This window comes from Arthrospira sp. PCC 9901, assembly GCF_059013425.1.
Genome location: NZ_CP102296.1, coordinates 3,332,357 through 3,354,571, shown reverse-complemented (window position 1 = coordinate 3,354,571; position 22,215 = coordinate 3,332,357). Strand labels below are relative to the sequence as shown.

Annotated in this window: 28 protein-coding genes; 11 read left to right on the top strand and 17 right to left on the bottom strand. The window is 48.3% G+C overall.

All coding sequences use genetic code 11. The features are described from left to right. Window positions 1-18: 18 nt before the first annotated feature. The 4 genes from NLZ44_RS14635 to sufB form a co-directional block, all read right to left on the bottom strand. Entirely contained in the window at window positions 19-1,278 is a 1,260-nt protein-coding gene (locus tag NLZ44_RS14635) for a SufS family cysteine desulfurase (RefSeq protein ID WP_493750249.1), read from the bottom strand. 140 nt (window positions 1,279-1,418) lie between these two features. Further along, complete coding sequence (gene sufD, locus NLZ44_RS14630) at window positions 1,419-2,795, bottom strand: Fe-S cluster assembly protein SufD (RefSeq protein ID WP_493750248.1); 1,377 nt, start codon at window positions 2,793-2,795, stop codon at window positions 1,419-1,421. 3 nt (window positions 2,796-2,798) lie between these two features. After that, window positions 2,799-3,581 (bottom strand): Fe-S cluster assembly ATPase SufC, encoded by a 783-nt coding sequence (sufC, locus tag NLZ44_RS14625; RefSeq protein WP_008049453.1) that lies wholly within the window; start codon window positions 3,579-3,581, stop codon window positions 2,799-2,801. A gap of 100 nt (window positions 3,582-3,681) precedes the next feature. Next, a complete protein-coding gene (gene sufB / locus NLZ44_RS14620) occupies window positions 3,682-5,118 on the bottom strand; it encodes a Fe-S cluster assembly protein SufB (RefSeq protein ID WP_493750247.1) in 1,437 nt (478 codons plus the stop codon). A gap of 198 nt (window positions 5,119-5,316) precedes the next feature. On the opposite strand from sufB, the gene sufR reads away from it, so the two are divergent. Next, on the top strand, window positions 5,317-5,976 hold the full coding sequence (gene sufR / locus NLZ44_RS14615) for an iron-sulfur cluster biosynthesis transcriptional regulator SufR (protein ID WP_493750246.1): 660 nt from the start codon (window positions 5,317-5,319) through the stop codon (window positions 5,974-5,976). 45 nt (window positions 5,977-6,021) lie between these two features. Next, complete coding sequence (locus tag NLZ44_RS14610; RefSeq protein WP_493750245.1) at window positions 6,022-6,408, top strand: NDH complex assembly factor CRR9; 387 nt, start codon at window positions 6,022-6,024, stop codon at window positions 6,406-6,408. Between the two features lie 20 nt (window positions 6,409-6,428). On the opposite strand, the gene ruvB is transcribed toward NLZ44_RS14610, so the two are convergent. Next, entirely contained in the window at window positions 6,429-7,538 is a 1,110-nt protein-coding gene (gene ruvB / locus NLZ44_RS14605; protein ID WP_493750244.1) for a Holliday junction branch migration DNA helicase RuvB, read from the bottom strand. Between the two features lie 39 nt (window positions 7,539-7,577). Between ruvB and NLZ44_RS14600 the strand changes: the two genes are divergently transcribed. Together NLZ44_RS14600 and NLZ44_RS14595 are read left to right on the top strand one after the other, a co-directional pair. Beyond that, on the top strand, window positions 7,578-8,111 hold the full coding sequence (locus NLZ44_RS14600) for a sll1618 family protein (RefSeq protein ID WP_493750243.1): 534 nt from the start codon (window positions 7,578-7,580) through the stop codon (window positions 8,109-8,111). A 36-nt stretch (window positions 8,112-8,147) separates the two neighbouring features. Next, window positions 8,148-8,489, top strand: a complete 342-nt coding sequence (locus tag NLZ44_RS14595; protein WP_493750242.1) for a hypothetical protein — start codon at window positions 8,148-8,150, stop codon at window positions 8,487-8,489. A gap of 173 nt (window positions 8,490-8,662) precedes the next feature. On the opposite strand, the gene NLZ44_RS14590 is transcribed toward NLZ44_RS14595, so the two are convergent. From NLZ44_RS14590 to NLZ44_RS14580, 3 genes are all read right to left on the bottom strand, one after another. Next, window positions 8,663-9,667 carry an ROK family protein gene (locus NLZ44_RS14590; RefSeq protein ID WP_493750241.1) on the bottom strand — a complete coding sequence of 335 codons (1,005 nt, stop codon included), beginning with the start codon at window positions 9,665-9,667 and terminating at the stop codon, window positions 8,663-8,665. After that, window positions 9,664-10,269 (bottom strand): hypothetical protein, encoded by a 606-nt coding sequence (locus NLZ44_RS14585; protein ID WP_493750240.1) that lies wholly within the window; start codon window positions 10,267-10,269, stop codon window positions 9,664-9,666. The genes NLZ44_RS14590 and NLZ44_RS14585 overlap by 4 nt, the downstream gene beginning before the upstream one ends. Window positions 10,270-10,420: 151 nt before the next feature. Next, window positions 10,421-10,696 carry a hypothetical protein gene (locus NLZ44_RS14580; protein ID WP_493750239.1) on the bottom strand — a complete coding sequence of 92 codons (276 nt, stop codon included), beginning with the start codon at window positions 10,694-10,696 and terminating at the stop codon, window positions 10,421-10,423. Window positions 10,697-10,884: 188 nt separating this feature from the next. Here NLZ44_RS14580 and NLZ44_RS14575 point away from each other — a divergent pair, with 188 nt between their 5' ends. The 3 genes from NLZ44_RS14575 (at window position 10,885) to NLZ44_RS14565 (ending at window position 11,753) form a co-directional block, all read left to right on the top strand. Beyond that, window positions 10,885-11,064, top strand: a complete 180-nt coding sequence (locus tag NLZ44_RS14575) for a hypothetical protein (RefSeq protein ID WP_493750238.1) — start codon at window positions 10,885-10,887, stop codon at window positions 11,062-11,064. Between the two features lie 22 nt (window positions 11,065-11,086). Beyond that, window positions 11,087-11,290 (top strand): hypothetical protein, encoded by a 204-nt coding sequence (locus tag NLZ44_RS14570; RefSeq protein WP_493750237.1) that lies wholly within the window; start codon window positions 11,087-11,089, stop codon window positions 11,288-11,290. A 190-nt stretch (window positions 11,291-11,480) separates the two neighbouring features. Further along, window positions 11,481-11,753 (top strand): hypothetical protein, encoded by a 273-nt coding sequence (locus tag NLZ44_RS14565; RefSeq protein ID WP_493750236.1) that lies wholly within the window; start codon window positions 11,481-11,483, stop codon window positions 11,751-11,753. Here NLZ44_RS14565 and NLZ44_RS14560 read toward each other — a convergent pair. The 4 genes from NLZ44_RS14560 to NLZ44_RS14545 form a co-directional block, all read right to left on the bottom strand. Beyond that, complete coding sequence (locus NLZ44_RS14560) at window positions 11,701-11,964, bottom strand: type II toxin-antitoxin system RelE family toxin (RefSeq protein ID WP_493750235.1); 264 nt, start codon at window positions 11,962-11,964, stop codon at window positions 11,701-11,703. The genes NLZ44_RS14565 and NLZ44_RS14560 overlap by 53 nt on opposite strands. Then, window positions 11,961-12,191, bottom strand: a complete 231-nt coding sequence (locus tag NLZ44_RS14555; protein ID WP_493750234.1) for a hypothetical protein — start codon at window positions 12,189-12,191, stop codon at window positions 11,961-11,963. Before NLZ44_RS14555 ends, NLZ44_RS14560 begins: the two co-directional genes overlap by 4 nt. 99 nt (window positions 12,192-12,290) lie before the next feature. Next, a complete protein-coding gene (locus NLZ44_RS14550) occupies window positions 12,291-13,640 on the bottom strand; it encodes a hypothetical protein (RefSeq protein WP_493750233.1) in 1,350 nt (449 codons plus the stop codon). Further along, window positions 13,621-18,129, bottom strand: a complete 4,509-nt coding sequence (locus tag NLZ44_RS14545; RefSeq protein ID WP_493750232.1) for a CHAT domain-containing protein — start codon at window positions 18,127-18,129, stop codon at window positions 13,621-13,623. Before NLZ44_RS14545 ends, NLZ44_RS14550 begins: the two co-directional genes overlap by 20 nt. Before the next feature lie 183 nt (window positions 18,130-18,312). Between NLZ44_RS14545 and NLZ44_RS14540 the strand changes: the two genes are divergently transcribed. After that, on the top strand, window positions 18,313-18,414 hold the full coding sequence (locus NLZ44_RS14540) for a hypothetical protein (RefSeq protein WP_006620668.1): 102 nt from the start codon (window positions 18,313-18,315) through the stop codon (window positions 18,412-18,414). Between the two features lie 73 nt (window positions 18,415-18,487). On the opposite strand, the gene NLZ44_RS14535 is transcribed toward NLZ44_RS14540, so the two are convergent. Next, window positions 18,488-19,582, bottom strand: a complete 1,095-nt coding sequence (locus NLZ44_RS14535) for a hypothetical protein (RefSeq protein WP_493750231.1) — start codon at window positions 19,580-19,582, stop codon at window positions 18,488-18,490. A gap of 97 nt (window positions 19,583-19,679) precedes the next feature. On the opposite strand from NLZ44_RS14535, the gene NLZ44_RS14530 reads away from it, so the two are divergent. Together NLZ44_RS14530 and NLZ44_RS14525 are read left to right on the top strand one after the other, a co-directional pair. After that, window positions 19,680-19,949, top strand: a complete 270-nt coding sequence (locus tag NLZ44_RS14530) for a hypothetical protein (RefSeq protein ID WP_369299436.1) — start codon at window positions 19,680-19,682, stop codon at window positions 19,947-19,949. Then, window positions 19,942-20,205 carry a type II toxin-antitoxin system RelE family toxin gene (locus tag NLZ44_RS14525; RefSeq protein WP_111894117.1) on the top strand — a complete coding sequence of 88 codons (264 nt, stop codon included), beginning with the start codon at window positions 19,942-19,944 and terminating at the stop codon, window positions 20,203-20,205. Before NLZ44_RS14530 ends, NLZ44_RS14525 begins: the two co-directional genes overlap by 8 nt. A gap of 458 nt (window positions 20,206-20,663) precedes the next feature. Here the strand turns inward: NLZ44_RS14525 and NLZ44_RS14520 are convergent, their stop codons facing one another. The 4 genes from NLZ44_RS14520 to NLZ44_RS14505 form a co-directional block, all read right to left on the bottom strand. Then, a complete protein-coding gene (locus NLZ44_RS14520; protein ID WP_111894119.1) occupies window positions 20,664-21,050 on the bottom strand; it encodes a type II toxin-antitoxin system VapC family toxin in 387 nt (128 codons plus the stop codon). Further along, on the bottom strand, window positions 21,047-21,259 hold the full coding sequence (locus NLZ44_RS14515; protein ID WP_111894121.1) for a hypothetical protein: 213 nt from the start codon (window positions 21,257-21,259) through the stop codon (window positions 21,047-21,049). Before NLZ44_RS14515 ends, NLZ44_RS14520 begins: the two co-directional genes overlap by 4 nt. A 40-nt stretch (window positions 21,260-21,299) precedes the next feature. Beyond that, complete coding sequence (locus tag NLZ44_RS14510; RefSeq protein WP_493750230.1) at window positions 21,300-21,470, bottom strand: hypothetical protein; 171 nt, start codon at window positions 21,468-21,470, stop codon at window positions 21,300-21,302. 213 nt (window positions 21,471-21,683) lie between these two features. Continuing rightward, a complete protein-coding gene (locus NLZ44_RS14505) occupies window positions 21,684-21,908 on the bottom strand; it encodes a hypothetical protein (RefSeq protein WP_108614985.1) in 225 nt (74 codons plus the stop codon). Window positions 21,909-22,034: 126 nt separating this feature from the next. Here NLZ44_RS14505 and NLZ44_RS14500 point away from each other — a divergent pair, with 126 nt between their 5' ends. After that, complete coding sequence (locus NLZ44_RS14500) at window positions 22,035-22,208, top strand: hypothetical protein (RefSeq protein ID WP_493750229.1); 174 nt, start codon at window positions 22,035-22,037, stop codon at window positions 22,206-22,208. The last annotated feature ends 7 nt before the right edge of the window (window positions 22,209-22,215 follow it).

The window sequence follows — 22,215 nt, the reverse complement described above, 5'->3', positions numbered from 1 at the left end:
AAACCGGGTTTCTGGACTTTAAGACATCTGCTTAAAAAAAGCGATCGCCTCTTTCAACGCCACCACAAAGGCATCAATATCCTCATGGGTATTGTAAAAATAACAACTCGCCCGCGCCGTAGAATTAACCTTTAGATACTTATGTAAAGGTTGGGTGCAGTGGTGTCCTGAACGCACCGCCACCCCCGAATCATTCAACAGCATTGATAAGTCATTAGGGTGAATTTCTCCCGCTGAAAATGATGCTAATGCCGCCCGTCCTTTACCCTCAGCCGTTGGGGGGGGTCCATAAACAGTAATTTCGGGAACATCACTTAATTTCTTGAATAAATAAGCCGTTAATTCCTGTTCGTAGGCGTGGATTTTATCCAAGCCAATCTTCATTAAATAATCCAGGGCTGCACCTAAAGCGATCGCCTCTCCAATCGCCGGAGTTCCCGCCTCAAACTTATGGGGTAATTCCCCACAGGTAAAACCCTCTAACGACACCTCCCCAATCATCTCGCCACCCCCCAAAAATGGCGACATCGACTCCAGTATTTCCCGCTTACCATACAGAAAACCAATCCCCGTCGGACCACACATTTTATGACCCGAACCCACTAACCAATCACAATCAATTTCCTTGACATTTATCGGTAAATGTGGTAAACTTTGGCAGGCATCAATCAACACCTTTGCCCCACATTGATGGGCAATTTCCGTAATTTCCTTCACCGGATTAATGCAACCCAAAACATTAGACATTTGCAGGACAGCCACCAACTTAGCCTGAGGGGAAATGAGGGTTTTAAACTCCTCAAAATCAAACTCCTGGTTAGCCGTTAATCCCACATACTTAATCACCGCCCCAGTTTTCTTAGCCAGCATTTGCCAAGGGACTAAGTTACTGTGATGTTCCATTACCGACAAAATAATCTCATCCCCAGCCCGTAGATTTTCCCACCCCCAAGAATAGGCAACCAAATTCACAGCTTCGCTGGCGTTACGAGTATAAATAATCTCCTGGTAGGAATCAGCATTAATAAACTCAACCACCTTTTGGCGGGCTTTTTCATATTCATCAGTCGCCTTAGCGCTAAGGGTATGAATACCCCGATGAACATTAGAATTATATGTTTGATAATAGTTTTGGATAGCATCTAAAACCACCTGGGGTTTTTGAGAAGTAGCCGCATTATCCAAATAAACCAGAGGATGTCCGTTCACCTCCTGATGTAGAATGGGGAAATCTCCCCGCACCTTTTCTCCTAGTGTTTTCTCTTTAATAAGTGTCATTTTGTCTAATCCCTAAATCTAGCAATTTGCAACCAGTAACCATTAAAGCATCTCTGGTAACTCCCCCATCATCAAGATAGCAGAGGTGAGGGGAGATAGTTGATTAGTCATCAAAAATTAATCCCCCCCCTTAACCCCCTTTACATTTCCCCTTCGTCAGTGCGACAAGCCACACAGCGAGCTAAAATTTGCTTGAGAGAAACCAAAGGCAATTTCTCTAAAATTTCCGCCGCAAAAGCATCAATTAACAGGTTACGGCTGGTTTTTTCATCCAGTCCCCGACTCCGCAGATAGAAAATCTCATCCGCTTCTAATTGGCTAACAGTTGCGCCGTGGGCACATTTGACATTATCAGCCACAATTTCTAATTGAGGTTTGGTATTAACCCGCCCTTTAGCCGATAACAACAGATTACGATTCAGTTGAGTCGCATCAGTCATTTGTGCCGCTTGGGGAACCACAATCCGACCATTAAATATAGCATGAGCGCGGTCATCCACAATAGCTTTATGTAATTGATTGATGACACCATGGGGATGGTTCAAAAATACCGCGCTATGGGTATCAGCGACCTGTTGACCGTTGACCAGAGTTAAACCATTAAGCTGAGTTTCGGTTCCCGCAGCCGTTTGGTGAATATCGAAGTTATGGCGAGACAATTTCGCCCCCAAACTAATCGCGTTACCAGTATAACGGCTATCGCGCCCTTGGGAAACTACAGTGCGACCAATATGGAAAGATGAAGCCAATTCTCGTTGAAGGCGAGTATGTTGTAATTCGGCATTGTCACCAACCCATAACTCTGTCACTGTGTTAGTGAAATAAGGAGTTTTTTGGGTGCGGTCTGAACAACCCAAAATATTCGCGGTGGCGTAGTGTTCAATTACTGTGGCTTTGCTTCCGGGTTCAGCGACAATTAAAGTCCGAGGTTGACTGGTTACAGGTTGGCTGCTACTGAGGGAAATAAATAGCAGATGAATGGGCGTATCAATGACTTGATTTTGGTGAACCCAGACCACCGCAGCATCAGCCAAAGAGGAAGTATTGAGGGCGGTAAAAACTTCCTGGCTGTCGGGTTGTTGAGTTAGGTAGTTCCCCAACTTATCGGATAATGGTTTATCGAGTTGTCCTAAATTTCCGACAAATACTCCATCAGGAAGATTATCTAAACAGGACAGTTGGGGGGAGTAAAAACCATTCACAAAAACCAACCTAGTCCCTTTAACTTCCGGTAAGATTAAAGGTGAAATCTCGTCTCGGGAAAGTTCTACCGCTGTGGCTGGTTGAAAAGGCAATTCCAACAAAGCGGAAAGGTCGGTAAATCGCCAATCTTCATGGCGACGGGTAGGAATAGCTAATTCCTTAACCCAACTGGCGGCATTATCACGAATATTTTGTAACTGTTCGGCAATGTTTCTTTCCAAAGGGAAACTCACCGGAACTGGAAGAGAACCCGTTACCCGATTAAGTAACTGATTCAAATAGGAAAGTTCTGGTTTTTCTTGAATCTGAATCATTAACTACACCCCCACTGTGGCTGCTTCAATTATATCATCATAGCCCTGTTTTTCCAACTCTAGCGCCAATTCCTTAGCACCAGTTTTAATAATTCTGCCATCAGCCATGACATGAACATAATCAGGGACAATGTAATCCAATAACCGCTGATAGTGAGTAATCACCAGCATGGCATTTTCAGCATTAGCCAATTGATTCACACCATTAGCGACAATTTTCAGCGCATCAATATCCAAGCCGGAATCAGTTTCGTCCAAAATGGCTAATTTCGGTTCTAATAAAGCCATCTGCAAGATTTCATTACGCTTCTTTTCACCCCCAGAAAAGCCTTGATTAACGCTACGTTCCAGAAACTCTGAACGCATTTTCACCACCTCTAATTTTTCGTGGATTAAATCCTCAAAATCAAACACATCTAACTCATCTAAGCCCCGATGTTTCCGTTGGGAATTGTAAGCCACCCGCAGGAAATCCAGATTACTAACCCCAGGGATTTCGATGGGATATTGGAAAGCCAAAAATATACCGATTAAGGCGCGTTCATCAGCTTCTAATTCCAGGAGATTTTGTCCTAAAAATGTGACTTCGCCCCCGGTCACTTCATAAGCAGGATGTCCGGCTAAGATTTTAGAAAAGGTACTTTTTCCCGACCCATTCTGACCCATGATGGCGTGAATTTCCCCGGCTTTAATTTCCAGGTTTAAGCCTTTTAAAATAGAATTACCATCAACGGTAGCGGTTAAATTTTTAACGGACAAAATCACGGGACTGTTTTCTTGAATCATTCTCAACCTCTAAATGTGCGTGATTGGTGTTAGTGATTAACTGACCTAATTAGGGGGTTTTCAACAGGAAACCCCACCATCTCCAAGGGAAATAGATAGTTTAACCGACAGCGCCTTCTAGTTTCAGACTCAGCAGTTTATCGGCTTCGGCTGCAAACTCCATGGGTAATTTATTAAACACATCTTTACAGAAGCCGCTGATAATCATAGACACAGCATCTTCCTCCGAAATTCCCCGTTGAGTAAAGTAAAACAATTGGTCTTCCCCAATTTTAGAAGTCGAGGCTTCATGTTCTACCTTGGCGGTACTATTTTCGACTTGAATATAAGGGAAAGTATTAGCCTGTCCACAGTCGCCAATTAACATAGAGTCGCACTGGGAATAATTCCGCGCCCCCACAGCTTTCGGACCCATTTTCACCAAGCCACGATAGCTATTCGCAGACCGACCCGCCGAAATACCTTTAGAAATAATAGTGCTGCGGGTATTTTGGCCAATATGAACCATTTTGGTTCCGGTATCAGCCTGTTGACAGTTATTGGTGAGGGCGACGGAGTAAAATTCTCCGACGGAATTATCACCGACCAACACACAACTAGGATATTTCCAAGTAATGGCTGACCCGGTTTCTACCTGAGTCCAGGAAATCTTAGAATTTACGCCTTTACAGAGTCCCCGCTTGGTGACAAAGTTATAAATTCCGCCTTTCCCGTTTTCGTCCCCAGCAAACCAATTTTGCACGGTAGAATATTCGATGGTGGCATTATCCAAAGCGACCAATTCGACTACAGCGGCGTGTAATTGGTTGGTATCGAACATGGGGGCGGTACAGCCTTCTAAATAGGTGACAGAACTGCCAGATTCTGCTACAATTAAGGTGCGCTCGAACTGCCCAGATTCACCGTTATTAATGCGGAAATAAGTAGACAGATCCATGGGACATTTAACCCCTTTAGGAATGTACACGAAGGAACCATCACTAAACACGGCTGAGTTGAGGGCGGCGAAGTAGTTATCACCGACGGGAACTACACTGCCCAAATATTTCTCAATCAGCTCTGGGTGGCTTTCTACGGCTTCGGAAATCGAGCAGAAAATTACCCCTTCTTCGGCGAGTTTTTCTTTAAAAGTGGTGGCAATGGACACACTATCAAAGACGGCATCCACTGCTACATTAGCCAGCCGTTTCTGTTCGGATAGGGGAATCCCTAATTTCTCAAAGGTTTCTATTAGGGTCGGGTCTACTTCTTCTAAACTGCCTTTTTTCTTCTCAACTTTGGGGGCGGAATAGTAGATAATATTTTGATAGTCAATGGGGGGATAGTGAACATGGGGCCAGGTGGGTTCAGCCATTTTCTGCCACTGCTGATAAGCCCGGAGACGGAAATTTAACATAAATTCCGGCTCATTTTTTTTCGCTGATATCAGCCGCACCACATCTTCACTCAACCCCTTGGGGATGGTGTCGGACTCAATATCAGTAACAAAGCCGTATTTATAGGGCTGGTTAACTAGGGTTTTGACTGAAGCACTCATATATCTTGTGTTCTCTTGTGTTGGTTTGATTTACGGTCTGGTGTCCTGGTCAATCACCTGGACAAACTCCCACGGGATGGCAGATCCCAAGTCCCACTTCCGGGGACTTAAACAACCTATTTGTTATTTAAGTCTATTTTAGGTTACATTAGCAACAACTGTATTGTCAAAGCCAAAATTTTTTGAATTTTTGTGAACATGATGACCACGACCCAACAGCATTCGACTAAGCAGGACATCCTCCAATATCTTCTGAAACGTCATCAGGCTACGGCTCAGGAACTCGCGGAGGCTCTCGATATCAGTCCCCAAGCCACCCGTCGGCATCTCAAGGATCTCCAGGGGTCGGGGTTGATCAATTATGAGTCTGTACAGATAGGGATGGGACGGCCCCAACATATCTATCGACTGACGAGTCAGGGACGCGATCGCTTTCCGAATAGTTATGATCAATTTGCAATTTCTTTCCTGGATACTTTGGCTGAAACCGTGGGACCCGAACAGGTTAGCCAGATTTTACACAAACAGTGGCAAAGAAAAGCCATGGAGTATCGCCAACGGGTGGGGACTGGTCCAGTAGGCGATCGCGTAGCTAAATTGGCGGAAATTCGCCAAGGGGAAGGTTATATGGCTGAGTGGTATGCCGTAGAGACTCAAGAGGAAGTCGCCACGGGTGAGCAACGCTATATTTTAACAGAACATAACTGCGCGATTTCTAGCGTGGCTGAGTCTTTTCCGAGTGTCTGCGGCCATGAGTTAGAGATGTTTGCGGCTGTACTATATGATTGTACCGTAGAACGGACTCATTGGCTAGTTAATGGTGAGCATCGTTGCGGTTATCTGATTATTAGTCATTAACTGGGGACCTCCCCAATCTTGTGGAAATAGTGTAATTATCTAATTATGATGCAGACAGATAGAGAATTTTTAACGCCAGAAGAAGCGGTTAAGGTAGATGCAGCTTTGTTGTCATCTAAGGAGAAGTTTGCCACCCGTCTGGCTATTTATGCGCTGCGCTGTTTACGGGAAATTTCCCAGCAACAAGAATGTGCGATCGCCTCAGTAACTCCAGACCAAATTACCCAGTGGATTGAGCAGGATACCCGCCTCCATGATAAACTAGAAATAGATAGCAGTTTTACCAGCTTTTTTAGTCGGCTGGTTATGTCCTCAATGAAACCACTCGATCGCATTTCGCAGGAGTTGCAAATACCGATGGCTAACTTAACAGTTGATCAGGTGGTTGCGGGGTTCGAGAAGGAGAGTCAGGTTAAGCGAGAGCAACGGTAATATAAAGGCTTTGGGGTTATTTAACTAAATAAAGAAAGCTGTTTTTCTGGGGGTTCATAACCCAAATGTTTCCAAGCATTAGGTGTGGCAATTCTACCGCGATGGGTTCGCTGTAAAAAGCCAATTTGCATAAGATAGGGTTCCTGGACTTCCTCCAAGGTTTGGGCATCTTCGCCGCTGGCTGCTGCTAGGGTTTCCAAGCCGACGGGTCCCCCATTGAAATTTTCGATAATGATGCGGAGTAAATGCTGATCCGTCCAATCCAAACCGAGGGGATCTACATTAAATAATTCTAAGGCGATCGCGGCAATTTCTCCGGTAATATCCCCGGATGCTTTGACTTCCAAATAATCCCGTACCCGTCTTAATAAACGATTAGCAATTCGGGGAGTTCCTCGGGAACGTCGGGCAATTTCTAAGGCACCTTCGGGAGTAATGGGAGTTTGTAAGAGTTTAGCGGTACGGTTGACAATTTGGGCGAGTTCATCAACTTCATAAAAACGCAAACGTTGAATTAACCCAAAGCGATCGCGCAGGGGAGAAGTCAAAGCACCGATTCTGGTAGTTGCGCCGACAATAGTAAACTTATTTAAGGGAATGCTGCGCGTCCTAGCACTACGTCCCTGACCAATAGTGATATCTAAACGAGAGTCTTCCATAGCGGGATAAAGGATTTCTTCCGCCATTTTAGAGAGGCGGTGAATCTCATCAATAAACAAAATCTCTCCGGGTTTTTGATTAACCAAAAGTCCGGCAATATCCCTAGGTTTTTCCAAGGAAGGCGCAGTGGTAATTTGGCATTTGACGCCCATTTCTGTTGCCAAAATTAGCGCCATGGTAGTTTTACCGAGTCCGGGAGGTCCATAAAGTAACAAATGGTCGAGGGGTTCCCGGCGAGACTTAGCAGCGGCGATCGCAATTTCCAATACCTGTTTGAGATCCCGTTGACCAATATAGTCGGCTAGTCGTTGGGGTCTAATTTTTTCTTCGGGTTTGGGATGTTTTTTTTCCTCAGAGGTGGGTGATGGTATCAATAGAGACTCGTCCTCTGGTGGCTTCACCTGATAGGTAGATGAAGGTTCACGGGCTGGCTGATGTGGGCGGGAATTGTGAGAAGATATAATTGCCATAGTTATGCAATACCCCAAAACATTTCAATTAGTTCGATCATGATCTATTCTGTCTCAATCCCGGAAAATATTACCTTTGAAGATGCGATCGCCATTACCCAATCTCTGATTGATCAATCCCAAGCGGGAAGTATCTCGGACTCAGACTTGGCGGCGGCTATATCCAAACTGGTTCATTCGGAAAATGGGGCGAGGGGATTTTTTGTGACCTACCTCACGGATACTCGCCCTATTCCTGAACAAATGACACCAGAGACCCAAAAAGCCTTAGAATCTTCTCCTGAGATAGTCTCGGAGTTATTGGTGAAAAATTTGGCGATGTCCGCCGCCATGGTAGTCTATCATCATCGCCACCAAAATGAGGATATGGCTGCCAGTTCGGACTTAGTGCGATCGCGCTGTATTGAGTTAATTCAAGGCCTCAATTTACCACCAGTCAAATCTTTACTACAGCAGCTTCTGGAAACTTCCCAAAGGGGAGAGGGACCCTATCAAGACTTTTTGGAGAGATGGGGATATGATACCCAACAACGAGAAGCGATCGCCACTTCTGTACATTTAGCGATCGCATAATTTGTAGGTTGGGTGAAATGCAATGGAACCCAAGATTTGACCGAATTTGTTGGGTGTCGCTCCGCTTTACCCAACCTACGAACCCAGAGCGATCGCATAATTTGTGGGTGGGGTGAAATCACTGAATTTGTTGGGTGTCGCTTCGCTTTACCCAACCTACGAACCCAGAGCGATCGCATAATTTGTGGGTGGGGTGAAATCACTGAATTTGTTGGGTGTCGCTTCGCTTTACCCAACCTACGAACCCAGAGCGATCGCATAATTTGTGGGTGGGGTGAAATCACGACTAGAAACCCGGTTTCTTCACCCCCCCAATACCTGAATTTGTTGGGTGTCGCTTCCCTTTACCCAACCTACGAACCCAGAGCGATCGCATAATTTGTGGGTGGGGTGAAATCACTGAATTTGTTGGGTGTCGCTTCGCTTTACCCAACCTACGAACCCAGAGCGATCGCATAATTTGTGGGTGGGGTGAAATCACGACTAGAAACCCGGTTTCTTCACCCCCCCCAATACCTGAATTTGTTGGGTGTCGCTTCGCTTTACCCAACCTACGAGTTCGCGGTTACACTCGCATATTGAGCCGCACCGTAAGCAGCACTGTCTAGGAGCGTATCAATAGACCATTCCACCCTTGTCTGGGTGAGATGGGGGAAACTATGGTCAATTCCCTGACGAACCCAGGCGATCGCATCTTGTTTGAATCGTTGATATGCTCCATCCGATGCCGTTTTTTCCTTTTCTTGCGCTCCCCCAGAAATCACAATCAGGTCACAGCCTATCGTATTGACCACATTACGAGCCGCTATACCCAGGCTGGTAAAATACTCTTGCCAAATAACCACAACATCCGACAGAGGCTCATCCATTTGACCCAAGCGACGCAGGTTTTTCGCCACCTCCATGGGATCTCCTTGTAACGCTTCCGGTACATTCCCCTTAGCCTGTCGGTGTTTAACCATATTTCTCAGACCCAATAAAGACGCTCTCGTTTCTGCACATCCCCTCGCACCACATCCGCACAGGTCCGCATTTTCCGAGCTATCAATACAAATATGACCGAATTCTGCCGAAACTGCGGGAGCCGACCAGATTTTCCCGTTGATAATCAAAGCGCCGCCTAATCCCGTTCCCGTAATAAACTGAGCCATGCAGGAAGAGGCCTGATTTTGAGCCTCGCGGATCCTGTATTCCCGGTAAGCGCCCGCGTCTCCATCATTGAGGAGGAAGGCGGGTAACTGGAGAGCCCCGGAGAGTTTTTGGGCAATATTCACCCCTTGCCAAGAGGGATCAATATTGGTAGGATAAACACACATCCCCGAAGCATCAATGGGAGCCGGACAACAAGCACCGATAGCTTTTAAATCCTTGAATTGTAGCTCATTGGCTTGGAGTAGCTCACGGGTGGCGGTTTGAATCACATTTACGGTAGCGTCGGGACCCTCAGAGGCGCTGCTGGGACGATCTAACCTTTCTCCGATGACCCCTTTTTCTGGATCAAATAATCCCAGTTTGACGGTACTAGCACCAATGTCAATCCCCAAGTAAATGCTCATAATTCTTTCCTAACATCCAACTCCTTCGGATTATAAACTTTGTGGGTTGGCTGGTGCTTCCCTTTACCCAACCTACGACTTGACCCCCCCAATACCTGAATTTGTTGGGTGTCGCTTGGCTTTACCCAACCTACGACCTTGACAAACGGGGAGCGATCGCCTAATTTGTAGGTTGGGTGAAATGCAATGGAACCCAACATTTGACCTGAATTTGTTGGGTGTCGCTTCGCTTTACCCAACCTACGACTAGAAACCCGGTTTCTTTGAGAAAGCGGGTTTCTTGACCCCCCCAATACCTGAATTTGTTGGGTGTCGCTTGGCTTTACCCAACCTACGACCTTGAGAAACGGGGAGCGATCGCCTAATTTGTAGGTTGGGTGAAATGCAATGGAACCCAACATTTGACCTGAATTTGTTGGGTGTCGCTTCGCTTTACCCAACCTACGACTAGAAACCCGGTTTCTTTGAGAAAGCGGGTTTCTTGACCCCCCCAATACCTGAATTTGTTGGGTGTCGCTTGGCTTTACCCAACCTACGACCTTGAGAAACGGGGAGCGATCGCCTAATTTGTAGGTTGGGTGAAATGCAATGGAACCCAACATTTGACCTGAATTTGTTGGGTGTCGCTTCGCTTTACCCAACCTACGAACCGAGAGCGATCGCCTAATTTGTAGGTTGGGTGAAATGCAATGGAACCCAACATTTGACCTGAATTTGTTGGGTGTCGCTTCGCTTTACCCAACCTACGAACTGTTAATACATTTGAAATGGAGAGAGGGATGAAAAGCCTAATTTGTAGGTTGGGTGAAATGCAATGGAACCCAACATTTGACCTGAATTTGTTGGGTGTCGCTTGGCTTTACCAAACCTACGACTAGAAACCCGGTTTCTTTGAGAAACCGGGTTTCTTGACCCCCCCAATACCTGAATTTGTTGGGTGTCGCTTGGCTTTACCCAACCTACGACCTTGAGAAACGGGGAGCGATCGCCTAATTTGTAGGTTGGACCGAATGAAATGTAACCCAACATTTTAGCCGGATTTGTTGGGTGTCGCTTCGCTTTACCCAACCTACGACTAGAAACCCGGTTTCTTTGAGAAAGCGGGTTTCTTGACCTCCCCCAATACCTGAATTTGTTGGGTGTCGCTTGGCTTTACCCAACCTACGACCTTGAGAAACGGGGAGCGATCGCCTAATTTGTAGGTTGGGTGAAATGCAATGGAACCCAACATTTTACCTGAATTTGTTGGGTGTCGCTTCGCTTTACCCAACCTACGAACCGAGAGCGATCGCCTAATTTGTAGGTTGGGTGAAATGCAATGGAACCCAACATTTGACCTGAATTTGTTGGGTGTCGCTTCGCTTTACCCAACCTACGAACCGAGAGCGATCGCCTAATTTGTAGGTTGGGTGAAATGCAATGGAACCCAACATTTTACCTGAATTTGTTGGGTGTCGCTTCGCTTTACCCAACCTACGAACTGTTAATACATTTGAAATGGAGAGAGGGATGAAAAGCCTAATTTGTAGGTTGGGTGAAATGCAATGGAACCCAACATTTGACCTGAATTTGTTGGGTGTCGCTTCGCTTTACCCAACCTACGAACCGAGAGCGATCGCCTAATTTGTAGGTTGGGTGAAATGCAATGGAACCCAACATTTGACCTGAATTTGTTGGGTGTCGCTTGGCTTTACCAAACCTACGACTAGAAACCCGGTTTCTCAAAGAAACCGGGTTTCTTTACCCCCCCAGGGAGAAACCGACCTTGAGAAACGGGGAGCGATCGCCTAATTTGTAGGTTGGGTGAAATGCAATGGAACCCAACATTTTACCTGAATTTGTTGGGTGTCGCTTGGCTTTACCCAACCTACGACTAGAAACCCGGTTTCTCAAAGAAACCGGGTTTCTTGACCCCCCCCAATACCTGAATTTGTTGGGTGTCGCTTGGCTTTACCCAACCTACGACCTTGAGAAACGGGGAGCGATCGCTCATCGTTTATCCTCCAGAAACCGAGTTTCCGATTGTAGACATCTTAGCCAAAGAAACGCTCATAATCATCATGGCTACCAATCCAAAACCAAGTGATGGTATCTGCGTCTTTAAAGCCTAAAGCGCGATATCCTCGCGTAAGGCGGACTGACCAAATATCCTCTTGACTGTTAATACATTTGAAATGGAGAGAGGGATGAAAAGGATTTTCAGCCCAGAGTTTATAGGCTTTGCGGGCTTGTTGTCGCACCTCTTCTCCCAGTTTCCGATATTCAGCCCAAAAGGAGGGTAACACCTCAGACTTCATAACTGATTGTAATCCATTGTAGTCGCTTGTCCGGCGGCGCGTTGTTGTTTGGCTTGACGTGCGGCAGCGACTAAGGCGGATTGAGTCCGATTAAAAGCCTTATCCCACCGTTGTTCATCTTGTAAATCGGCGATATATTCCCGTAAATGTTCAATCACTTGGATTTGAACCGTATCGGGTAAGGATTCAACTAGGTTCACTAAGTCTTGAATAGCTGGGGATGACATTTATAAAACTCCTGAGTTAATTGTTAAAACTTTCCATAAAAACCCTCAAGATTGCCCCTCTTTTTTGCCCATTTTCGGAGCGCGGGTTACAAACCCCGTTCACTTATCCTTTAGTCGTCCCTTTTTAATCCATCTCTCTGCCACCCACCACGCACCCCATGAACAAAATATGCTCCCCAACAATGCTATAATAAACGGATGCGGCCAAAGCCAAAAGCGATCGCGACTAGGCAACCGCCAAGGTTGGGTGATTAACCCCGAAGTTGAAGCGACGATCGCACCCGCCGCAATTCCCACACCCACGGCTTGGATATGGTCTTGTAAGTCCTGGTTAGCGTCTTGTTGTTGTTTGTAGTAGGCTGCTTCCGCTTGTTGACGTTGGCGATCGCTTTTCGCTTGTTCCAGTTCAGTCGTCGCGCGAATGCTGTTAATCAAATCGCTAAATAGCACTTGACCGGGTTCGAGATAGTCGATATAGGTTTTGATTTGCTGGAGACGCAGGGGAGCCTTTGTTGTGGCAAAATCTGACCAGTAGGAAAGGCGATCGTCTGATTTTTCAGCCAGGATATGGGACAGAGAACTCTGGAAGTTTTGCAAATTCACCTCAGTTGTGGTATAATGTGCTTTGAGGTCGCGCAATTTACAGTTATAGTCCAGTAGCTTTTGGGGAATGCTTTGTAACAGTGCATCCAGCCTTTCTAGGCGTTCCTCCGGTGTCTCCAACCGGAAAACCTGGTTAAACTCCTTTACCTTGCCTTCCAGCTCACTGTAGAGGTGTCTAGCGCCTTGATAACCATCTTTCGCCAGTCCCGCCACCACCACAATTTTCTGATAATTCCAGAATAAATTCCGCAGATTACGGTAATTATCTTGGGCGCGTTTTAAGTCTACCGCACCCGGTTTAGCCAGGGAAATTAAAATCGTCACCGACTCAGCCGCGAAGATAAACAACGGGCAATTAAACAGCCTATCTTCCGTCATATATTCAGCCTGTGGACACAAGTTTTTTGCCCACTCTTTGGCGCTGCTCAATTCCAGTTGATTTAAATCCTCACTTTCACCACTCAACCATAGCACCTTGCCCAGATTTGCCCTCACATCGATTAACGCTTGGGGTTGAAATATCGCCACCTTTTCTGGGGAAAAATCAGCCTTTTCATCCGCGAAATACAGGGTTAAATCCGCAGAATAGGTATCGTTCATTTTAAAGGTGCTGAGGTTTCCCCCTAGGGAGATATCCGCGATTTTAATCCCTGCAAAATCGATGTTATGTTCTGGGTTTGCGTCCGTCGGTTCCGTGAACTTTTTGAGTTCCGGAAAGTCGAGTTTTGCCGCAAATTCTCGCAAATCATTCCACAAAAAACCCGCATCTGGGCTGTGGGTATCCGGTGCATCATCTAAGGATTGACACAGGTGGAAAGCAAAGAGACTAAGACTGAGGTTTTTCACGGTTTGGGTCTGGAGAAGGTTCGGAATTGCCTAGGTTAGTGGGGTTTTTAACCGCTTGTTCAATTTTGTCAGCTAAAGAGTTATCCTTTCCAGTGGGTTTAGTTTTAAAAACGCCCTTTTCACCACTGAGGCTTAAACTGCGTTTACGGGGGGCGAGTTTAGCGGTGTATTGTTCGTATAAGTCCTGACGCTGTTGCAGCCACCCTTCAATAGCGGCGGCATTTTTTTCCTCATCATCACCCAGTTGCTGCCGTAATTCCAGTAAACTTTCCCCGTGTTTAGCAATCCAATTATCGGGATTTTCTTCCAGGAGGGCGGTAAAAACGGCGATTTTTTTGGCATCACTAGCCATAGCTTGTTCTCCTTCTCCAACGATACAAAATGCAGCCCAGTGGTAGGGGGATTGATAGGGGCGATGATTGACCCCCTCCTCTTGATTTTCCCCCATCTGTGCAAAAATGAGTTGTAAGATTTTGCGCCACTCGTCAGAAAATAGGGGGCATTCTTGCCGCCATTGTTCAAAGCCGCTGACGGTGGTTTCTCGCAGCCACTTTTGAGCCTTTTGCAGGGATTGGGCGAGTTGACCCGGTTGTTGTTGCAGCAATTCGTAGGTTCTAATCAGCAGCAGGGCGGTAGAAACCTGATTGACCGACCAGAGGCTAACCAAAACGCTAGGGCTACCCGCCAGGATAAAGCCACTGGAGAGGCTGATATATTCGTCGGTTCGGTCAAGGGCGACCTGTCCGGTTTCGCAGGCGGAGAGGGTGACCAGGCTGCAATTGCTCAGGTTCAGGTTGGCGATGATGTTTTCTAACGTGAGAATTCCATCCGCCAGGAGTAAGCCGGAGTCGAGGGGGGAGTTACGGTTAAAGGCAGCGTGACAGGAGAAGTACAGGTGATGGGTTTGGCGGAGGAGTTCCTGGCGTTGTTGGTCCAGGAGTTTGGCGGTAGTGGCTTCTTCTGTCTCCAGGATGTCCGGGTTGGGGAAGAGGGTGCCGATGGTTTCGACTTCTACATCAGCCCAACCCAGGTCTTCGGTGGGGTTTTGGATAGCAAAGAGGCGCTTAAAGTTAAAGCGGGGGCGGTTTTGGGCTTGTTGCAGCAGTTGGCAGTTGGGGGCATAGGTGACACCTTTGGGGAAGAGGTCTTGGAGGAATTTGCCCTCACTGCCCTCACCCCCAGCCCCTCTCCCAACTTGGTAGAGGGGAGAAGAGGGGAAATTAGCACCCTTCTCCCCATCTAGGAGAAGAGGGTTGGGGAATGAGGGAAGATGAACGGGTAAGGCATGGAGGGGGAACAGGTGCAGGAAGCGGTGGGGGATAAGGATTAGTTTTTGGCAGTTGGGGAAGTTTTGTCGCAGGTTTTGCAGGATTTCATCCAGATGCAGGATTTTGGCGAGTTCTTCCAGACGTTCCGCTAGGGGATTTTGCCAGATATCTTCAGCTTCTTTGAGCAGACGTTCTGCTTGTTGCCGTTCGGCTTCTGTTCGGGCTGCTTTTAAGGCTTCTATCGCTTTTTGTAGGGGTTCTTTTGCCTGATAGTAAGCCGTTAAATAGGTTCTTTGCCAGTCGATGAGTTTATCTAGGTCTTCTTCGGAAGATGTCCAGAGGTTGAGACTTTGGGCGGTGAGGGTGAAGGTGAGGAATTTTTTACCCGGCAAAATGTACCATTCCAAAATCGCGGTGTCCTCATCCAGTAACTCTTGCATCGCCTGAAAAGGCAGGGGTTTGTAGGGTTCGAGTTGCTGCTTTTGTTGCCGCAGTTGGTTGAGGTGGGTCGTGTCCGGGTTTTCCTCCTCTTGCAGGCGGCGTTCTTCTTGGTAAATGGCGATTTTGAGGGATTGCAACTGTTGGCGGATGTTTTCGGGAATCACGCCCCCCGGATAAGCGTCACGGGTGGCGATGAGTTCTACCAAGTTCCGGGCTTTACTGCGGTCTACATATTCAATGGCATCCTGGTATCGGCCCAATTCTAGGCAGACTTCCACCATGCCGCGATAAACTTTATTCCATTCTTCATTAAAGTTGCGTTTATAGCCCTCACTATCGGCTTTAATTTCACCGCGCAGATATTCCACCTGGTCTAGGGCTTCCTGGAAACTACGGTAGGCATTTTCTAGGGCTTGTTGTGTCTGGGTGGGATTGTTCCCAGCGAGGCGAGATTGAGTTTGGTAGGCAAAACCAAAGTTATTCAAAGTTCCTGCTAAGTCGCGGGCTAACCCCAACCGGCGCATAATCCCGGCGGCTTCATCGTAGGCAGTCATTGCCCTTTCCAGATTGGCGGTGGGGTCGATGCCCATCTCGGCTTGGGTGCGGCGGGCAGCTCCGAGGTTATTCAGGGTAGAGGAGAGGTCTTTGTCTAACCCCAACCGGCGCATAATCCCTGCCGCTTCATCGTAGGCAGTCATTGCCCTTTCCAGATTGGCGGTGGGGTCGATGCCCATCTCGGCTTGGGTGCTGCGGGCAGCTCCGAGGTTAGTCAGGGTTTGGGAGAGGTCTTTGTCTAACCCCAACCGGCGCCGAATCCCGGCGGCTTCCTCGTAGGCAGTCATTGCCCTTTCCAGATTCGCCGTGGGGTCGAGGCCCATCCCCGCTTGGGTGTAGCGGGCATTTCCGAGGTTAGTCAGGGTTTGGGAGAGGTCTTTGTCTAACCCCAACCGGCGCCGAATCCCTGCCGCTTCATCGTAGGCAGTCATTGCCCTTTCCAGATTCGCCGTGGGGTCGAGGCCCATCCCCGCTTGGGTGTAGCGGGCATTTCCGAGGTTATTCAGGGTTCCGGAGAGGTCTTTGTCTAACCCCAACCGGCGCCGAATCCCGGCGGCTTCCTCGTAGGCAGTCATTGCCCTTTCCAGATTCGCCGTGGGGTCGAGGCCCATCCCCGCTTGGGTGTAGCGGGCATTTCCGAGGTTATTCAGGGTTCCGGAGAGGTCTTTGTCTAACCCCAACCGGCGCCGAATCCCGGCGGCTTCCTCGTAGGCAGTCATTGCCCTTTCCAGATTGGCGGTGGGGTCGATGCCCATGTCCGCTTGGGTGCTGCGGGCAACTCCGAGGTTATTCAGGGTATCGGAGAGGTCTTTGTCTAACCCCAACCGGCGCCGAATCCCTGCCGCTTCATCGTAGGCAGTCATTGCCCTTTCCAGATTGGCGGTGGGGTCGATGCCCATCTCGGCTTGGGTGAGGCGGGCAGAACCGAGGTTAGTCAGGGTTTGGGAGAGGTCTTTGTCTAACCCCAACCGGCGCCGAATCCCGGCGGCTTCATCGTAGGCAGTCATTGCCCTTTCCAGATTGGCGGTGGGGTCGATGCCCATCTCCGCTTGGGTGCTGCGGGCATTCCCTAGGTTATTCAGGGTAGAGGAGAGGTCTTTGTCTAACCCCAACCGGCGCCGAATCCCGGCGGCTTCATCGTAGGCAGTCATTGCCCTTTCCAGATTGGCGGTGGGGTCGATGCCCATCTCGGCTTGGGTGCTGCGGGCATTCCCTAGGTTAGTCAGGGTTTGGGAGAGGTCTTTGTCTAACCCCAACCGGCGCATAATCCCGGCGGCTTCATCGTAGGCAGTCATTGCCCTTTCCAGATTGGCGGTGGGGTCGATGCCCATCTCGGCTTGGGTGCGGCGGGCAATTCCGAGGTTAGTCAGGGTTTGGGAGAGGTCTTTGTCTAACCCCAACCGGCGCATAATCCCGGCGGCTTCATCGTAGGCAGTCATTGCCCTTTCCAGATTGGCGGTGGGGTCGATGCCCATCTCGGCTTGGGTGCGGCGGGCAATTCCGAGGTTAGTCAGGGTTTGGGAGAGGTCTTTGTCTAACCCCAACCGGCGCATAATCCCGGCGGCTTCATCGTAGGCAGTAATTGCCCTTTCCAGATTCGCCGTGGGGTCGAGGCCCATCCCCGCTTGGGTGTAGCGGGCATTTCCGAGGTTAGTCAGGGTTCCCGCCCGTCCTTCGGGGGTATAGACTCCCAGTTCCAGCACCACCCCATAGCCCCGGATAGCAATTTCTAACGCTTCTGCATATCTGCCATAGGGGAATTGTCGAATACTGGTACAGGTATCTTCGACTAAGCCTGCTACCCCTTCGGCTTGGCCAGGATTCTCAGCCAGAAGTCCCGGCATTGACTGGGCAATCGTATCCCCCAAGGCGGGAACAATCAACCCCATATTTTGCCGCATCACCTGATGTACTGCTGTTGTGCTGCCCTGCATTTGTGCTTGCAGCAGTTGCACCCAAAATTGTAGTAACGCCGCTTGCTGATTTCCACCAGTCCCCCGCTGCGCCAAAAACGCCCCCACCTGTTGCGCCAAATCTCGCAGAAACCCCGCCTGGTTGTCTTGTCCCCCTTGCTGCAACTGTGCCGCCACCAACTCACACACCTGCACAAACCCCTCATCCACCAACTCCAGATGACCGTTGATAATATCATTTTCCTCCCCACTGGGACAGGTGAGGAGTTCTTGAATTAGGGAGAGATAGGCTTGCACTCGTTGTTCATCCATAGCGGCGCACCGGGAGAAGTCACCCCCATTTTACCCCCTGACCAACCCTGAGACACCCGGTTGATTTCTTAAATCTTTGTGAAGGAATCGCTATCCTGCCAGAAACTGGGTTTTTTTTGCCCCGACCTGCTGCTATTTTAGGGATTTTACCTGCACAATTGGGCTACATTTCGGTTAAAATAGATGGCATCCCACCCATGGAATTACCCCCTGATGGCACTGACCGGAATCACCCCAGAGGGAAGGGCAACTATTCCCCCAGAAATTATGGAATGGCTGCCATGAAAACCAGGCGAACCAATTCATCTCGCCATGTCCCCAGATGGCAACGTCGATTTAGAACCCGCCCCAAAAGCGGCTAAAATTGATGTCGGAACCGGCTCGGGCTGCCTCTCTTACCCAGACAGAAAACCGGTTTATTTAGCATCAATGAAAGAAGCGATCGCTCAAGGTGCGATCGCCTAATTTGTATACCCGGATTTGTTGGGTGTCGCTTCGCTTTACCCAACCTACGACTACGACTAGGTTTCTTTACCCCCCTAGGGAGAAACCGACCTTGACAAACGGGGAGCGATCGCCTAATTTGTATACCCGGATTTGTTGGGTGTCGCTTCGCTTTACCCAACCTACGACTACGACTAGGTTTCTTTACCCCCCTAGGGAGAAACCGAACTTGACAAACGGGGAGCGATCGCCTAATTTGTATACCCGGATTTGTTGGGTGTCGCTTCGCTTTACCCAACCTACGACTACGACTAGGTTTCTTTACCCCCCTAGGGAGAAACCGAACTTGAGAAACGGGGAGCGATCGCCTAATTTGTATACCCGGATTTGTTGGGTGTCGCTTCGCTTTACCCAACCTACGACTACGACTAGGTTTCTTTACCCCCCTAGGGAGAAACCGAACTTGACAAACGGGGAGCGATCGCCTAATTTGTATACCCGGATTTGTTGGGTGTCGCTTCGCTTTACCCAACCTACGACTACGACTAGGTTTCTTTACCCCCCTAGGGAGAAACCGAACTTGACAAACGGGGAGCGATCGCCTAATTTGTATACCCGGATTTGTGGGGTGTCGCTTCTCTTTACCCAACCTACGACTAGGTTTCTTTACCCCCCCAGGGAGAAACCGACCTTGACAAACGGGGAGCGATCGCCTAATTTGTATACCCGGATTTGTTGGGTGTCGCTTCGCTTTACCCAACCTACGACTAGGTTTCTTTACCCCCCTAGGGAGAAACCGAACTTGACAAACGGGGAGCGATCGCCTAATTTGTATACCCGGATTTGTTGGGTGTCGCTTCGCTTTACCCAACCTACGACTAGGTTTCTTTACCCCCCTAGGGAGAAACCGACCTTGACAAACGGGGAGCGATCGCCTAATTTGTATACCCGGATTTGTTGGGTGTCGCTTCGCTTTACCCAACCTACGACTAGAAACCCGGTTTCTCAAAGAAACCGGGTTTCTTTACCCCCCAATATTCCCCTGTATTGAGTTATCCTAAAATAGAGACTGAACCTTAAAAAGCCAGAAGTCGGCAATGGGTACTATGGATAATTCCCCAATCCAGGATACAGAATCAGCGGAGCCAATGTCTGTAACGGATTTACAGAGTCAACTTAATGATTTACTCAAGCAACTGTCCCCGGAGCGCTTACGGGTGCTGACTGATTTTGCGGCTTATTTGGCTAATGCTGAAAGCGAGAGTGCAACCCAAGAACTCTTAGAAATTCCTGGATTGCTAAAGCGAGTTAAGCAAAATCAAGCAACCCCTAAGAACCAGTACAAGGATTGGAGAAACCTTCGTTCTGATGTATGAAGTTCTGCTCCATCCTGATGCCCAAAAAGTTTACATTAATGCCGACAAAGCATTAGCCAAGAAAATTTCCCGCTGTTTACAACAGCTAGAGCAAACTCCTCGATCGCACCCGAATATCAAAGCTCTGAAAGGAGACTATGCAGGCTATTACCGCTATCGTATAGGTGACTACAGGGTCATCTATACGATAGATGATAAATTAGTCCAAGTGTTTGTCATCGCGATCGCCCATCGCAGTCAAGCCTATGATCCGTGAGGATGAGTTGATCGGCTGTAGAAACGCGGACTCAGGAGTTGGAATGTCGTTCCGAACATTAAGTCTATCCCCTGGCGCGAAAATGCGATCGCGAAAGGCATCAAACGCCTCTAAAATCCCCTCGGATTTCGCTTTTGTGGGTTGGGTGAAATGCAATGTAACCCAACATCTTACCTGAATTTGTTGGGTGTCGCTTCGCTTTACCCAACCTACGACCTTGAGAAATGGGGAGCGATCGCCTAATTTGTATACCCGAATTTGTTGGGTGTCGCTTCGCTTTACCCAACCTACGACTAGAAACCCGGTTTCTCAAAGAAACCGGGTTTCTTTACCCCCCTAGGGAGAAACCGAACTTGAGAAACGGGGAGCGATCGCCTAATTTGTATACCCGGATTTGTTGGGTGTCGCTTCGCTTTACCCAACCTACGACTAGAAACTACGACTCAGAAAGCCGATTATCACCAAATAACCTCTAAATAACTCCATTCCTGAATCTTCTCATCTTTGGAAATCAAAGCAGCCTGATTGACCAGACAGCTTGCCACAATCAGGCGATCCGCCGGATCACCGTGAAAACCTCCCGGTAATCGAGTCGCCAACACAGCAATTTTCGGTGTCAGCGGTAAAAGAGTAACCTTCCGGCGTTGTAGTGCTAACTCAATCCAAACTTCCACATCGACGGATAGCCCTAGCCTACCTTTGGCAACGAGCATCCCCACTTCCCAGCAACTAATCGCACAAACCCCAATCTGCTCGGCTCCCTGAATGACATCTTGGGCATGGGGAGCAAGTTTGTCAGATTCATTGACCCACCATAGCCAAGCATGGGTATCAAGAATAATCATTGATCGCTCTCCCACCCCTGCTCAATCGGCGCAATCAAATCATCCTCAAAAATAATACTCCCTTTCAGTGGATTCTCTTCAATCGCTGACTCTGTGCCTTCCTCAGTCTCTAGCACAATGACACGGATTATTTTTCCTTCCCATTGGGAGGGGTATTGAGACGGAATGTTAATGATGCCATTGTGAAGAATCGTTTTGAATTCCAGCATTATGCCAACCAAAGTAACGATTGAACACCCCTATTTTACCTCATCCCAGAGACTCAGAGGGTTGATTGATTAAATCTTTGTGAAGCAATAGAGATGCTGCCAGAAACCGGGTTTTTTGGGCCCCAACTCCTGACAACTCCAACTCAGAAACCGGATTTCTCCCTCTTCCCCTCGTTTTCATCCTCAACCCCCGCAGAACCTTTCTCAGCATAATTTGTGGGTTGGGTGAAATTCAATGTAACCCAACATTTGACCGGATTTGTTGGGTGTCGCTTCGCTTTACCCAACCTACGACTAGAAACCGGGTTTCTCAAAGAAACCGGGTTTCTTTACCCCCCCAGGGAGAAACCGAACTTGAGAAATGGGGAGCGATCGCCTAATTTGTATACCCGGATTTGTTGGGTGTCGCTTCGCTTTACCCAACCTACGATTCATCTGCTTCTCTGCGGGTGCGTGAAACCCAATCTTGAGCATCTTCTCCCATCATTGGATAAGGAGCCATCCCTTTTAAATCAGCCCATCGAGGCTTTGCTGTGACGACCTCCTCGGACTTTTTAAGCCCCTGTGCAATCTGCCTAATCAACTCTAACCGCTCTTCCGGGCTTAGTTGATCGACTTGCTGCAATAGTTGTTGTAGTAAAGGACTCATAAACCCAACCCCCGCCAATTTTCCTGCATCGCTGGCTCTAGTCTACCACTTTCGACTCCTCACTCCTTAGCTATAAGTTGGTTGGACCGAATGCAATGTAACCCAACATTTGACTGAATTTGTTGGGTGTCGCTTCGCTTTACCCAACCTACGACCTTGAGAAACGGGGAGCGATCGCCTAATTTGTATACCCGGATTTGTTGGGTGTCGCTTCGCTTTACCCAACCTACGACTAGAAACCGGGTTTCTTTACCCCCCCAGGGAGAAACCGACCTTGAGAAATGGGGAGCGATCGCCTAATTTGTAT